The organism is Mesorhizobium sp. M0047 (assembly GCF_040323315.1).
Lineage (GTDB): Bacteria > Pseudomonadota > Alphaproteobacteria > Rhizobiales > Rhizobiaceae > Mesorhizobium.
This window is the reverse complement of the sequence record NZ_JAMYUW010000074.1, coordinates 1-13,554: the sequence shown is the minus strand read 5'-3', so window position 1 is coordinate 13,554 and position 13,554 is coordinate 1. Positions and strand designations below refer to the sequence as shown.

17 protein-coding genes and 2 pseudogenes are annotated in these 13,554 nt (G+C 59.0%); 12 read left to right on the top strand and 7 right to left on the bottom strand.

Features of this window, described 5'->3' with window-relative positions:
• A partial coding sequence (locus NKJ89_RS34660) for a cation efflux transmembrane domain-containing protein (RefSeq protein WP_352608920.1) occupies positions 1-293 on the bottom strand: 293 nt, incomplete at its 3' end.
• An 8-nt stretch (positions 294-301) separates the two neighbouring features.
• Complete coding sequence (locus tag NKJ89_RS34655) at positions 302-583, bottom strand: metal-sensing transcriptional repressor (RefSeq protein ID WP_352608919.1); 282 nt, start codon at positions 581-583, stop codon at positions 302-304.
• A 103-nt stretch (positions 584-686) separates the two neighbouring features.
• On the opposite strand from NKJ89_RS34655, the gene NKJ89_RS34650 reads away from it, so the two are divergent.
• The 3 genes from NKJ89_RS34650 to NKJ89_RS34640 are packed head-to-tail and all read left to right on the top strand — an operon-like array spanning position 687 to position 2,657.
• A complete protein-coding gene (locus NKJ89_RS34650; protein ID WP_352608918.1) occupies positions 687-1,070 on the top strand; it encodes a hypothetical protein in 384 nt (127 codons plus the stop codon).
• A 48-nt stretch (positions 1,071-1,118) separates the two neighbouring features.
• Positions 1,119-1,856 (top strand): HupE/UreJ family protein, encoded by a 738-nt coding sequence (locus NKJ89_RS34645; RefSeq protein ID WP_502904197.1) that lies wholly within the window; start codon positions 1,119-1,121, stop codon positions 1,854-1,856.
• Positions 1,857-1,868: 12 nt separating this feature from the next.
• Entirely contained in the window at positions 1,869-2,657 is a 789-nt protein-coding gene (locus NKJ89_RS34640) for a hypothetical protein (RefSeq protein WP_352608916.1), read from the top strand.
• A 151-nt stretch (positions 2,658-2,808) separates the two neighbouring features.
• On the opposite strand, the gene NKJ89_RS34635 is transcribed toward NKJ89_RS34640, so the two are convergent.
• A complete protein-coding gene (locus NKJ89_RS34635) occupies positions 2,809-3,879 on the bottom strand; it encodes an NAD/NADP octopine/nopaline dehydrogenase family protein (protein WP_352608915.1) in 1,071 nt (356 codons plus the stop codon).
• Between the two features lie 320 nt (positions 3,880-4,199).
• Here NKJ89_RS34635 and NKJ89_RS34630 point away from each other — a divergent pair, with 320 nt between their 5' ends.
• The 9 genes and pseudogenes from NKJ89_RS34630 to NKJ89_RS34590 form a co-directional block, all read left to right on the top strand.
• Positions 4,200-5,171 (top strand): LysR family transcriptional regulator, encoded by a 972-nt coding sequence (locus NKJ89_RS34630; protein WP_352608914.1) that lies wholly within the window; start codon positions 4,200-4,202, stop codon positions 5,169-5,171.
• Positions 5,168-6,637, top strand: coding sequence for an NAD(P)-binding domain-containing protein (locus tag NKJ89_RS34625; protein ID WP_352608913.1), 1,470 nt, complete (start codon positions 5,168-5,170; stop codon positions 6,635-6,637). Before NKJ89_RS34630 ends, NKJ89_RS34625 begins: the two co-directional genes overlap by 4 nt.
• Entirely contained in the window at positions 6,631-7,116 is a 486-nt protein-coding gene (locus tag NKJ89_RS34620) for a CMD domain-containing protein (RefSeq protein WP_352608912.1), read from the top strand. The genes NKJ89_RS34625 and NKJ89_RS34620 overlap by 7 nt, the downstream gene beginning before the upstream one ends.
• Positions 7,113-7,679 (top strand): peroxidase-related enzyme, encoded by a 567-nt coding sequence (locus NKJ89_RS34615; protein WP_352608911.1) that lies wholly within the window; start codon positions 7,113-7,115, stop codon positions 7,677-7,679. The genes NKJ89_RS34620 and NKJ89_RS34615 overlap by 4 nt, the downstream gene beginning before the upstream one ends.
• Positions 7,680-7,847: 168 nt before the next feature.
• Entirely contained in the window at positions 7,848-8,588 is a 741-nt protein-coding gene (locus NKJ89_RS34610) for an amino acid ABC transporter ATP-binding protein (protein ID WP_352608910.1), read from the top strand.
• 16 nt (positions 8,589-8,604) lie between these two features.
• Complete coding sequence (locus NKJ89_RS34605; RefSeq protein ID WP_352608909.1) at positions 8,605-9,432, top strand: transporter substrate-binding domain-containing protein; 828 nt, start codon at positions 8,605-8,607, stop codon at positions 9,430-9,432.
• A 59-nt stretch (positions 9,433-9,491) separates the two neighbouring features.
• Positions 9,492-10,208, top strand: a complete 717-nt coding sequence (locus NKJ89_RS34600; RefSeq protein WP_352608908.1) for an amino acid ABC transporter permease — start codon at positions 9,492-9,494, stop codon at positions 10,206-10,208.
• Positions 10,209-10,229: 21 nt separating this feature from the next.
• Positions 10,230-10,922, top strand: coding sequence for an amino acid ABC transporter permease (locus NKJ89_RS34595; RefSeq protein ID WP_023762687.1), 693 nt, complete (start codon positions 10,230-10,232; stop codon positions 10,920-10,922).
• Positions 10,923-11,425: 503 nt separating this feature from the next.
• Positions 11,426-11,851 (top strand): annotated as a pseudogene (locus NKJ89_RS34590) (tyrosine-type recombinase/integrase); the annotation flags it as partial.
• A gap of 58 nt (positions 11,852-11,909) precedes the next feature.
• Here NKJ89_RS34590 and NKJ89_RS34585 read toward each other — a convergent pair.
• From NKJ89_RS34585 to NKJ89_RS34570, 4 genes and pseudogenes are all read right to left on the bottom strand, one after another.
• Positions 11,910-12,065: pseudogene (locus NKJ89_RS34585) on the bottom strand (DUF982 domain-containing protein); the annotation flags it as partial.
• Positions 12,065-12,292, bottom strand: a complete 228-nt coding sequence (locus NKJ89_RS34580; protein ID WP_352608907.1) for a hypothetical protein — start codon at positions 12,290-12,292, stop codon at positions 12,065-12,067. The gene NKJ89_RS34580 and the pseudogene NKJ89_RS34585, both read right to left, overlap by 1 nt.
• Positions 12,293-12,393: 101 nt before the next feature.
• Positions 12,394-12,591, bottom strand: coding sequence for a hypothetical protein (locus NKJ89_RS34575; RefSeq protein WP_352608906.1), 198 nt, complete (start codon positions 12,589-12,591; stop codon positions 12,394-12,396).
• 56 nt (positions 12,592-12,647) lie between these two features.
• Complete coding sequence (locus NKJ89_RS34570) at positions 12,648-12,839, bottom strand: hypothetical protein (protein ID WP_352608905.1); 192 nt, start codon at positions 12,837-12,839, stop codon at positions 12,648-12,650.
• Positions 12,840-13,554 lie beyond the last annotated feature (715 nt).

Genomic DNA, 13,554 nt, shown 5'->3' with positions numbered 1-13,554 from the left:
AAGGCGATCCACAGCGGAATGGCAGTAACCGCGTCGCCGACATTGTGGATCGTGTCGGCCAGCAGCGCCACGCTGCCGGAGAGGAGCACAACCACAAGCTGGAGCGCTGCCGTGATGGCCAGAACGACGAATGACCATTTGATCGCCCAGATGCCGCGCGTCGTCGTGGCGATCGTCGGATCGATGACGCCATGGGTGTGGCCGTGGCCACCATAACTGTGATCATGTCCGTGGCCCCCCATGCCATGCGTCATCGGGCCAAACCCAAACCAATCGCGAACTTTGTCCATCATGGCGCTTCTCACAGGTACTTGGTGATGTCTTTGAACTCCTCGATCGAGCGGCGCTGCTCGCGCGCCAACGGCCCGACAACGTCTTCAAGGCAATGGTTGAGATGATCCTGGATCAGGGTCTTCTTGGCTTGCGAGATGGCCTTCTCGACAGCATGGAGTTGCTGGGCGAGGTCGAGGCAGGGCCGGCCCGCCTCGATCATTTCGATGACGCCCTTGAGATGTCCATCGGCCCGTTTCAGGCGCTTGACGATATCGGGGTGGGTTTCGTGGGTGTGGGATTGGTCGCTCATAGCTTGATACTATCCTCCTGGAGGGGATATGCAAGTCTCAAAGAGGCCTCGATTCTGATGTAGCAAAACCATTCGTTAGGATTTTAGAGAATAATCGCCGTTCATGCCGAATCGGATCCACAACACGGTTTTTTGCCTGGTCATCGCTTTAGCGACGATGTTCGGCGTGCCGCGTCCTTTCGGCTATTCGACCTCACACGATCCGATCGCGATTGCCACCGCGGTTGAACGTCACGGCGGAGCCGCCGCACAGATCGAAGATTATGGCCACGCACACGATGATGGCGTTTCCGGCGAGCAGAGCTCGGACCATTTTCACGGGCACAATGCGGCAGACCACTCGCACGAGACAGCGAGTACGCCCGCCGACTTCGCACCGACCGTTCCACAGCTCGAACGGGGCTGGCTGAACTATCCGCCGACTTTCGTCGATCCGGGCACGACATTCCGGCTCGAGCGACCGCCGAGACCGTTCCTCGCCGCATGATCGCGGCCGCTCGCGCGGCCACCCTCAACGACGAAGATTGGAAATCTTATGCAAGGACCCTTCGACCGGGGTCGGTCAGGCTCGCGCCGCGCGCGTTGGCGACCCACCCTGCCCCTGCTTATCGCTCTCATGACCCTGCCGCTCCTGGGCGGGGCTGCCTTCGCCCACGCCGTGGCCGAGGGCGACAAGGGCTATATCCAGGAAATCTCGGGCATCAACGTGCTGCCCTTCATCTATCTCGGTGCCAAGCACATGCTGACCGGATACGACCACATCCTGTTCCTGTTCGGCGTGATCTTCTTCCTCTACCGGATGAAGCATATCGGCATCTATGTCAGCCTGTTTGCGCTCGGCCACTCCACGACCATGCTGCTTGGCGTCTACTTCAACGTCGGCATCAACAGCTACATCATCGACGCGATCATCGGCCTGTCGGTCGTCTACAAGGCGCTCGACAATATGGGCGCGTTCCAGCGATGGCTCGGCTTCCAGCCGAACACCAAGGTCGCGACGCTGGTCTTCGGCTTCTTCCATGGTTTCGGCCTGTCGACGAAGATCATCGAATACAACATCTCGCCGGACGGCCTGGTGCCCAATCTGCTCGCCTTCAATGTCGGTGTCGAGATCGGGCAGCTCTTGGCCCTCGGCGCCATCCTGATTGTCATGGGCTACTGGCGCCGGACACCAAGCTTCTGGCGCCACGCCTATACCGCAAACGTCATCATGATGACGGCCGGTTTCCTGCTGATCGGATATCAGCTCACCGGCCTGTTCGTCGCAGCATAAGGAATCGAAATCATGTACAACACCGACCTTCCCAGCCGCGCCGATTTGCCGACGTCAGCGCAGCTGAAGCGCTCCACCTTGATTGCCGCGCTGACGGCGCTTGCCTTGCTCGTCACGGTCGTCATGCCGTCCGAGTATGCGATCGACCCAACCGGAGCAGGCAGATTGCTCGGCCTCACCAATATGGGTGAAATCAAGACACAGTTGGCAGCCGAGGCGGCAGAGGACGAAATGGCCAGCGCGAAGGCTTCGGCCGAGCGGATGACGCAAATGGTCCCTCCGGCCGAGTTGATGGCACGCATGGACCGAATTGAAAACCTCCTCATTGCCCTTACCGCCGAACAGCCCGCGTCGCAGCCATCCCCAACTGGGGAGGCCGTTGCCCAAGATAATGTGACGGTTGGAGAGAGTGCTCCTGCCGAGGCTCCGGCCATTGCTGCAGCGCCTGTCGCCGAAGCAACCTCGGAAGCCCCGATCCGCCCAGATGGAAGGCAAGACGAGCTATCCTTCACGTTGGCGCCAGGCCAAGGTGCCGAAGTCAAGCTCGTGATGCGGCAGGGCGCCAAGGCAAACTTTTCCTGGACAGCTGACGGTGGCGTGGTGAACTTCGAGACGCACGGCGATGGCGGCGGTCAGTCCGTCAGCTACGAAAAAGGTCGCAGCGTTCCAGCTGACGAAGGTGCCATTGAAGCCGCCTTCGACGGAAATCACGGTTGGTTCTGGCGGAATCGCGGTGACAGAGAAGTAACGCTGACGATCACGACAGAAGGGAACTACATCGACATCAAGCGCGTGATCTAGCCCTGCGCGCCGCCGATATTGTTGCGGAAGCCGATCCGTCGGCTTCCGCAACACCAGAGCGGATTGATCAGAGATGAGAGCGGGTTGATTGACGCGCCACCGGAGGTGTCGCTGGCAGCCGATTGCCTGCTGGTCATCTGTGAAGGGTCCGCTAAAAACCCTTACGGCAAAGGTTCTCCAGATCCACTTTTCCAATTTCTTCGATGCCGAGTGCAGGAAGGATATCATTGTCTGCCTTGAGATCGCGACCATAAGCGGCCGAGAATATGTTGGTTCCAGATTCATGGAGAATCGCTGGATTTCCACTGATCCTCCCCAAAAGTACCGTCGGCAGCAGCCCGAAAGGAACGTCCTCCAGAACATAGCGGCTTTCGATAGTTGACGGGCCGAAGCCGCCGCGGCCTTGGCGATCCATCTCCTGGTTCATTTCCGAAACGGTGGCCATAGGGACGTGAAACGACAATGAAAAATGCTCTTCAACCGTGCGCACGGCAATTCCAAAACGGGCGGCGATCGCCAACCGCTCGGCATCCAGAGCCTCGATAAAGCGGCCGACGGCCGGCGTGACGTTTCCAGCCTGGCTCCATTGCTCGGCCTTTTCCATGCGCGTGAGATTGAGAAGAGCGATCCCGAGATGGTTCTGGGGATTGAGGTTGCTGAGCGCAATCGCAAGCAAACCGTCGCGCTTGACGAAACGATCTCCAAACAGGGTCGTGCAAAGTCGGAACCCTTGGTCCATCGCGTCGAACGGGAGCGTTGCAACATCGACCTTCTGGCGAACGCTGGCAACGTGGACTTCTGTTGGTCCGGACTGACGGCCGGTTACCAACGTTGTGCCCCAGACGACGATCGGCAGGCGAACCTTGAAGTCCGCCAATTGCCTGGAGAGATACAGCGCTCCGAAGGAACTGTGAGAGCTGATGATTACCGGCATTCCCTCCCTCAGATAGGGAGCGGCAGCATCCATCACTTTCTTGTGCCCATTAGCCGGCAGTGCGATCATCACAACGTCTGCAGTGGCAATAGCCTCTTTACAATCCTTGGCGATACGCACCGACACCGTTGCCTCGATAGCGCCCGTGGCCTTTAGCGATTCGCCGGTGGCCAGTGCCTTGGTGCGCTCTCCCGACGGCGACCAAAGCATTGGATCGTGCCCCGCCTCCGCCAGGTAGGCAGCAAGGCCGTAAGCAATTGCGCCGGCCCCCAGAATACTCACGCGCATAGGATTTCTCCTGTTCCAGTCTTTATGGATCGCAGCGGGGCGAACGCCGTTGCATGACGGCCGGCACGCAGGCACAACTCGATCGAAAGCCATCCCTTCCTTGAGCCTCGCTACCCATCAAATCGTCATCCATGGAATTCAGCTGGAACGCGCCGAGCCCAAATGGCCGAGACGGCCGACGACGCCCTGTGGGCTAGCGAATCGTTCCGACCGTACGGCGAATCACCGAGGCGTCTCCGACCATGTTTCATTTCCGCCTTGACATATATCAAATCTGCATGAGACGATCGTACTCATACACAATGCGCATGTAGGCGTAAATGGAAACACGAGATCTCCAGGCCTTTCTTGCCGTTGCCGCCAACGGCAGCATCACCAAGGCTGCCGAGATGCTCGGGTGTTCCCAGCCTTCGGTGACACGCACCATTCAGGACCTTGAGGCGGAACTCGGCTTCGAATTGCTGCACCGTGTCGGTCGCCGGGTGCAGTTATCCGAGGAGGGTGTGGCCTTCGAGGAGGAGGCGCGGCGTTTGCTGATGTCCTTCACCGAGCTTGCCGCGCGGGCCAAGATGATCGCCGCCGGCCGGGGGCGAATCCTGCAGATTGTTACCACCTCCGCGATCGGTACTGGCTTGATCCCGGCGGCCATGGCCGAACTCAAAGGTGTCGAACTTCCGCACGAGACGCATCTCGGGCAGTTTCTCCCCTCGATCGTCGCCCAGGAGGTACGCAGCGGACGTGCCGAGATCGGGTTTTCGAGCCTGCCGCTCGATACGCCCGGTCTGGATGTCCTGCGGCTCTATTCGGCGCCTGATGTTGCTGCCGTGCGGGAGGACGATCCGCTGGCTGAACTTGACGTCATACCGCTTTCCGCCTTTGCCGGTCGCCGCGTCGCCACACTGCTCAACCCCCTGCGTTTCCAGTTGCATGTCTCCAAGGCTTTGGCGGCCAGGGGCATCGATACAGGGCCAGTGATCCGGACGAATACTGCATATGGCGCGTTACAGATCGTGCGTCAGACTGGTGCGGCGGCCGTCATCGATCCCCTCACCGCTTATGGCGTCGCCCTGCCCGATGTGGTCATCCGCCCGATCGACGCAACCGTTCTCTTTTATTGGGGCGTTATCGCTGCCGAAAAACGTCCGCTTCGTCCAGTCGCGCAGGCGTTGATGGACGCGGTCGAGGCGGTGGCTGAACGGTCGATCGTCGGCTTCAAGAAACTCGATCCGATCCTCGCTGGCCAATTGGTGAGCGATCCTGCATCCGGCACAAATCACGGAACAGGAATATGAAGCATACCCCCGCCGCGCCAACGCCGACAGGTCTTGCTGCGCTCGAAGCACAGCTCGTGCAGGATCTCGACTTTCTCGAACTGCCCGCCAAGCCATGGGTCCCCGCAAGTTCGCACGATGGCGTGCCGGTCCGTGATGTCGTGGTGATCGGCGCCGGCATGTGCGGACTTGCTGCCACGGCAAAGCTGGTCCTGACCGGGATAACCAATGTCGTGGCCTATGATACGGCTCCGGCCGGGCTCGAGGGACCATGGCTAACGTTTGCCCGTATGCAGACGCTTCGGTCGCCGAAAACACTGCACGGTCCGTCGCTCGGCCTGCCGCAATTGACGTTCCGGGCCTGGTTCACGGCGCAATGGGGCGTTGAGGCCTGGCGGTCGCTGGACAAAATCCCCAAGGGCCAGTGGATGGACTACCTGGTCTGGTACCGCAAGGTTCTCGGTCTGCCGGTGCGCAACAGCGTGCGCATGACCGGACTGGCAGCCGTGGGAGATCTGATTGCGATCGATATCGAAGGCTCGGAAACTGGGCGGGTCCTCACCCGTCGTCTCGTTCTGGCCACTGGTCGGTCCGGGTTGGGCGGTTTTGCCGTGCCCGATTTCCTCAGCGGCATCGATCGCGCCTATTGGGCCCATTCTGCCGACGACATCGATTTCGATGCGCTGAAAGGCAAGCGTGTGGCGGTGATCGGCGCTGGTGCTTCGTCCATGGACAATGCCGCAACGGCACTCGAGGCGGGAGCCGGCTCTGTCGACATGTTGATCCGGCGCAAGGAAATGCCGCGCATCAACAAGCTGACCGGCATTGGCAGTCCGGGTGTTGTACTCGGCATGCATCACCTGCCCGACGTCTGGAAGTGGAAATTCTTCGATTATACCGCCTCGACCCAGACACCGCCGCCCCGGTCATCGACACTCCGCGTGTCTCGCCATTCGAACGCTCGGTTCCTTCTCGACTGCGGCATAGTTGCGGTGAAGGAGGAGGCAGGGACCCTGCTGGTGGAAACCACGCAGGGGCCGATGCGCTACGACTTCCTGATCGCGGCAACCGGCTTTTCAAATGATTTCAGCGGCCGCCCGGAATTCGCGGCGATCGCCCCACATATCCGCACGTGGTCTGATGGCCGTTACAGGCCGGATATGGGGCCTGCTCGTGCAGGCATGTCGGACGCGCCGGATCTCGGTCCGGCGTTCGAGTTTCGCGAACGCGTCCCCGGCTCCTGCCCGATGCTGGCGCATATCCACTGCTTCAACGACGCCGCGATGCTGACCCATGGCAAGGTCTCCGGCGACATCCCGGCCGTCAGCGCCGGGGCCGACCGTCTCGTCCGCGGCATTGCCGCATCGCTGTTTGCCGAGGATGTCGAAACCCACTTCGCCAATCTGATCGCCTACGACACGCCCGAACTTCTGGGCGACGAATGGGTCGATTCAACTCCCTTGCTGCAGAAGGAGGCCGCGTGGTGATCGACGCGATGGACAAGGCTGCCGGCCTTTCACCGGATGATACCCTTTTCGCCACAAGGCGGTTTCGGCCCGAATTCGTGCGAGGGGCAGAAGAATGTCGCCTCTCGGTGCTGCACCCGGCAACCGATCAGGGGCTGGCGCCGAATTTGCGTGTTGCTCTTGCCCGTCGCATGGCCGCCCTGAACGCCGATCCGGTCCTGGTGGCCGAATATGATGTGCAACTGGCTCAGCTTGGTCCCACGGAGCAGCTTCTGGCCTTGGCCCGGGGGGAAACGGATTTGAATGAACCCTTGGCGACCATCGCCCGACATGTTGACCTGATCACCCTGACGCCGAAAAAGGCAGAAGCGAGCCACATTGCCCTGCTCGCCCAAGCCGGATTGAACAATCCCCAGATCGTTGCGCTCTCCGAGCTAATCGCTTTTGTCAACTTCCAGACACGGGTCGCGACCGGCTTGCGATTGATGAGGTCGGCATGATTTCCTCGGTGCGGCTGAAGCCGCTGAACTGGCAGCCATACATCGCGCCGGTGGAGTTATCCGAGGCCACGCCGGAACAGCTCGATGCGATGAAGGTTACGCCGTCGGCCAAGAAAGTTTCCGAATATGTGCGGACCCTCGTGCATGATCCGGAAAGCTATCTTGCCCGCACGGTTCTGTTCAACGCGATCATGTACGTCGAGGGCGGGCTGGCCCGTCCCGATCGCGAACTTGGCGCGTTGGGCGCCTCGATGGTCAACGGCTGCAAATTCTGTGCCGTTGTTCACGCCCGCAGGCATGCGGAGTTGACCAAGAGCGACGATGTGGTCACCGCGCTGTACCTCGACAAACCCGAAAGACTGGGGCCGCGCGATGCGGCAATCTACAGCTTTGCCCGCCGCCTGTCGGCGGCGCCGTCGGAAGCGACGGCAGACGATATCGTCTCGCTGCGATCCGTCGGCATGAATGATGCCGAGATCATCGACCTTATCCACGCCATATCGATCTTCGGCTGGGCAAACCGGCTGATGCACGTTCTCGGCCATGCGGAGAGCGGGAAATGACATTGCGTACCATCACCGCGCCTAGGCGTCTCCAATCAGAGCCAGCTGAACTGGTGGCTCATAAGGATAAGAGGGAACCAATGCAGATGAATTCTTGGCTGCTCCGCAATCATCCAGCTGTTCTGGCTGTTTGTCCCTCCTCTAGAAAATGAAGGACACCAATCAGAAATGCTCGAACTCAAAGACATAAGACTGTCCTATGGAACCACCCAGGTCCTGAACGGCGTCAATCTTTCGGTGAAACGCGGAGATGTGGTGTCGATCATCGGCCCTAGCGGCACCGGTAAGACCACGCTGCTGAAGTGCATCAACTATCTGGCCAGGCCCTCATCCGGGACCATCGCGTTCGATCAGATCCAGATGGACTATCAGCGAGCCGACAAGAATGCTGTCCAGGCGATCCGATTGCGGACAGCAATGGTCTTTCAGCAGTTCAACGTCTTCAAGAACATGACGGTCATTCAGAACGTCATGGATCCGCTCGTCGTGGTGCAGCGCAAATCCAAGGAAGAGGCTCAGGAAATCGCGCTCAGAGAGCTCGACCGGGTCGGCCTCTCCTCCAAGCGAGACAGCTATCCATCCCAGCTCTCGGGCGGCCAGCTTCAGCGTACAGGTATCGCACGTGCGCTGGCGGTTCGGCCGGATGTGATGCTCTTCGACGAGCCGACGTCATCGCTGGATCCTGAACTTGTTGGCGAAGTTCTGAAGGTGATTAGAGACGTCACGTCGTCTGGCATCACTTCGCTCCTTGTGACCCACGAGATGCAATTCGCAAAAAGCATCTCTAACCGCATCGTTTTCATGGATCGGGGCGTCGTTGCCGCCGATGGCAGCCCAGCTGAAATCTTCGATTCACCGCCCAGCCCAAGGCTTGCCCAGTTTCTCAGTTCTGAACACTCACTCCAATAAGAAGGGAACATAAGAAATGTCTGCAATCAAATTCAGTTCTTCCCGTCGCCTCGCTCTAGCAGTAGTGGGCGGCATGGCAATCGCCCTCGTAAGTGCGGGGTCCAGCTTTGGCGAGGGCGTCCGGACGATCAAGATCGCGACGTCCGCAGAATCCAAGCCGCTGGCATGGGGGGCGATCGGCGTTGAACCACAGGGATATGAGCCCGAACTCCTCAAAGCGATCAACGCAAAGCTGCCGCAGTACAAGTTCGAAATGGAAGGCGTCTCGGACATCGCGCAGGAAACCGGCCTTGCCACCGGGAAGTACGACATCGCGGTCGGCGGCTACTACAAGTCGCCCGAGCGCGCCAAGCAATTCATCATTCCGGAAAACCCGATGGGGGCCAGTCTGATGAAAATCTACAGCAAGAAAAACAGCGGCATCAAGGAAATGAAAGACCTGGTCGGCAAGAGGATCGTTCCGACCACGGCCGGCGGTGGAACCTACAAGTTCATCATGAATTGGCAGAAAGAGAACCCGCAATACAAACTCGATGTCACGGCATCGAGCGCGGGCATCCCTTATCCGAACCGCCTGGACGAAGTTCAAAACGGCAAGTTCGACGCATTGGTTCTGCCGTCTAATCTCGGTGAACAGGCCGTCATCGACAATAAGAAGCTCGATATTGTCGCCTCAGATCCCGTTTACAGCAACAATACGTACATGCTGATTCACAAGTCGGATGAAAACAAGGTCCTGGCCGACGACGTCAACAAGGTGCTCAAAGGACTGAAGGACGACGGCACGATCGACAAGCTCTCGCAGAAGTGGTTTGGCGAAGACATCGTCAAGTATATGAAATGATGTGATCTGAGTAAATATCGTCAGCGGCAAGGCTGAATCGCAAGAAGGAGCGTGTCAAAGTGGATGTTTCTGCTATGGTTCCCGAGTTGCTCTCGGCATTGCCGCTGACGCTCGCCATCACGTTTACGGCCCTCATTGCTGGGTTCTGCCTGGCTCTCCTCGCGACAACTCTGCGGGTTCACAGGGTGCCAGGTATCAGCCACCTGGCGGACCTCTACGTATCCTATGCCCGCAGTGTTCCTGTCGTCCTGCAATTGTTCGTCGCGTTCTACGGGCTTCCCTTGTTGGTGGTTCTGTTCGGCTCCGAAGATTTTTTCTCGCCGACGATCGCCGCGATGGTGGCATTAAGCTTTTACCACGGCGGCTACCTGTCGGAAGTCCTGCGACCTGCATACCTGGCCGTCGATCGCGGCCAGCATGATGCGGCCGACAGTCTTGGATATACCTTCCGCCAGAAAATCACTCGCGTTGTCGGCCCGCAAGCGGTGCACTTTGCATTGCCCGGCTACGGGAACTCCGTCATCTACCTGATCCATAACGTTGCGCTGGTGATGTACATCGGGGCGGCGGACGTCATGGCGACTGCGCATTTGATCATGGAGCGCGACTATAATCAGTACCAGTTCGAAACGTACCTCGTGCTGGCCGTCATCTATTCGGTGATGTGCCTGATTGTCTGGCTCATCGTGCGCTTCTTCGAGCTTCGCTCCCCCATGCAGGCACCAGAGGCAACGGCAAAAGCTCAGATCAAGAACGCGCTCATCGCGAGCGCCTGAACGGAACGAGGGTATTCGACAATGTTTGATACCGACATTTTGCTCCAAGACTCGCAGGAAATTCTGGGCGCCGTACCCGTAACGCTTGCCATGGCGTTCACGATTTTCGTCCTGTCGACGATCGTCGGCAGCCTTTTTGCCCTCGTCGAATATAGGCGGATCCCGCTACTGCGGGAGCTTGTCGTGACCTATAAGGTCGTGTTCAAGGGCGTCCCGATGGTGATCGTTATTTTCCTCGCCTATTTTGGTCTTCCCCCAGCGCTCCAGTTTCTGTTTTCATTGGTCGGCATAGACTTCAACGCCCACGAAACGCCCAACTGGGTTATCCTTGTCATTGCGATAACCGGCTGTGTCGCCGCGTTCCAGGCGGAGATCATCAAAGGAGCCCTCAACGCATTTGACACGGGTCAGTCCGACGCGGCCTATTCGCTGGGCTATACGAAAGGCCAACTGTTTCGACGGGTGCTGTTTCCCCAGGTGGCCCTCACGGCAATTCCCGACCTGACCACCTCGATGATGGTCATCATGAAGGCGCTCTCGCTTGGGTTCGCCATCGAGGTCGTCGATATATTCGCGCAGTCCCAGCTGACCGCAGCGTTGAACTTCTACTACCTCGAAGCCTTCGTGATTGCCGTCGTGATCTACATGGTGATCGCCTATGTCGTCACACAGATCGCCGATAGGCTGGAGCAATCCCTCCGGGTGCGGACGTGAAGGCAAGCCTGTGGGACAGGATCGCCAGGCTTCGGATATCGAGCCGCACCTGGGAGACAATTCTTTTGGGAATGAAGAGCTTGAGGCGAACCTCAAATAGCCGATGTATGTACTGGTGATTTGACGCGATCCCCATAGGCAGCGTTCCTCCGCTATCATCATCCCGACGTGACGATGTGCATGCTCGGACAGGCGTTCGCCGCTGCCTGCAGCGCAAGTTAAACCCGTCGAGCCGAACGGGCTGAGTGTTGCCTTCGGGAGCAACGCTCATCATCGGCGCAGCGGAACGCCACGAGCACTGCCTGGTCGAAACCGCTCGTGTCGCCCTCTGTGGCTTCTTAGAGCGGAATGAATTGAGGCTGAATCGCCGAGGATTCCCTTAGGCTTGCAAATCTGATTGAACTAAACGCTGCCGCGGTAGCTGATGCGCGGGTCTGGCCTGAGGAGGCCCCCGTCTGAGAAGATTTGGTGTTGAGCCAACCTTCCAGACAGGAGAACCCCAGATGGCCCAGATAAGCCCTCTGCGTCAGCGGATGATTGAAGATCTGACGATCCGCAATTTGTCACCGGAGACCCAGCGATCCTACGTGCATCACGTGGCGAAGTTCAGTCGATTTTTTGGACGATCACCCGATCAACTGGGATACGAAGAGGTGCGCGCCTATCAGGCCCACTTGGTGGGCCGAAGGGTCTCGTGGGGTGCGTTGAACCAGACCGTTTGCGCCTTGCGTTTCTTCTACGGCGTGACGCTGGGTCGATCTGATCTGCCTGAGCGGATCGCTTACGCCCGGACGCCGCGCAAGTTGCCGATCGTGCTGAGCGCCGATGAGGTGGTCGGCTTTCTGCAGGCCGTGAAGGGGACGAGGAACCGGGTCGCTCTGATGACCACCTATGCGGTGGGCTTACGCGCCGCGGAGGCGGCGCGTCTATGGCAGCGAGCCTGAAGCACCGCCGGGCCTCCTGAGGTGTTGCTCGATCACCCAGAGCGGCCCTGCAAACGTCCGTCGCAACCTTCCACTTAGGGCCACGTTTGGTCCACTTGAAAAGATGCGCGGAGGCAGCCTCGACGTTGTTGACGTTGTAGGTCGTACCGGCGCTCTTGCCGCTGATAGGGACCGGAGGGTCGAACCAGTGAAGGCTCATCAGACTTGTCTGAGATCGAAACACACGAATTGCCCATGGAGCGTGGCTCGGTCCATGATGGTCTCGACCAATTCACAGTCGGTCACTTGTAGATCGGGGTCAGCTTTGCGGACTGCAGCAACGATGTCTCGGACTGAGACGATGCTCCCGACCGGGATGAAATGGATCGCCGCCTCGACCAGCTCCTTTGCGGTGGTCACGGGCTTCAGGACCGCTTGAGATTTCATCGCACCCTCCCACGTGGGAGAACCCAGCCGGTCATCTTATGGGTCACGAGACGAAGAAATCAATGTTCGGATTGTACCAAGTGATGGCTCGCATCCGAGATTTAATCAGGGGGGTCGGACGGTTCGTCTCGTCCTTTCTGATCAAGCACAGCAAGGAGTGCCCCGATGGCGCCCGGAAGGTGCACCTCGACCTTCAAATCTAACACTTTGTGAAGGTAATGACGGGTTTCATCGGACGCAATCATCTGCCGAACAGCGTTCGCGGCCGACATCTGCCCTGATCGATAGTGGTCGGCCATGATTGGGAACTACTCCACCCGTAGCGTCAAACTCGTTCAGGACATTATGGTTCCAATCAGAGATCACCTCGGGCGACCCTGCATTTCAAATCGATAGCGTTCAGGATATCTACCAGATCGTCGGCATACTCCATGTCGAGATCGATGGCTGGGTAGCCATCGAACACAGCCGGAAGCCCGGTGAACAAGTCGAACACCGTCCAGGTCTCGTTCGATTCCTGCCTGGCGTCGTACCGCAGGGATACCATAAGGGAACTCTAATGTAGGTCGGGAATGTTTGGTAGAAATTTCGGAGCCCAACCGTGAGAGAAGCAACGCGCGTCGACCCCGTGCGCCCCTTTCTCTTTCACCACAGGACCCAGGGGCAGCCGACCAGAGCTTTGATCGCTTTAGGAGACGCACGGCGAACCTCAACAGCAATTCATCGTTGACGCCTATGTCGCGACCGAGAAATGGAGACCGGGGAAGGCCTTCGGGATCGAGGAGGTTGAGGCTGCGTTCAGCCAGCACCTGGACCGCAATGTGCTTCGGCAGCATGGGCTGACGCTGGCGACGTACCTCAAACACGTCGACGAGGTTGATTACCCGGCGCTCCGCAGGGCTGCGGCCAAGGGCGAATGGCACGTCTTCCACTGGCATGCCCAAGCCATAGCAGCGGCCCGGAAGACCGGCACAGCCTTCGCCGACTGACCATCTTCCCTGCCCCCGATGCATTGCCCCAAGCGGTGTGTCGGGGATGGGCCTTCAAAACCGTCAGAGCACTCAGCGGTTTGACCGTGGGGCGGCTTCGAACCATCCGCTTCCCTCGGATACCCGAAAGGGCAGGCAGTGACCTGTAAGATTTTGCCAACCGCACGTTTGAAGCCTATGCTTCCCACATCGGCCGCCAGCGCTTCGGACGCAGCCGACAGTAAGAGGTACGTGCTCTTGCCCGTCAGGGAGAGAGCCATGCCCCAATCCCTT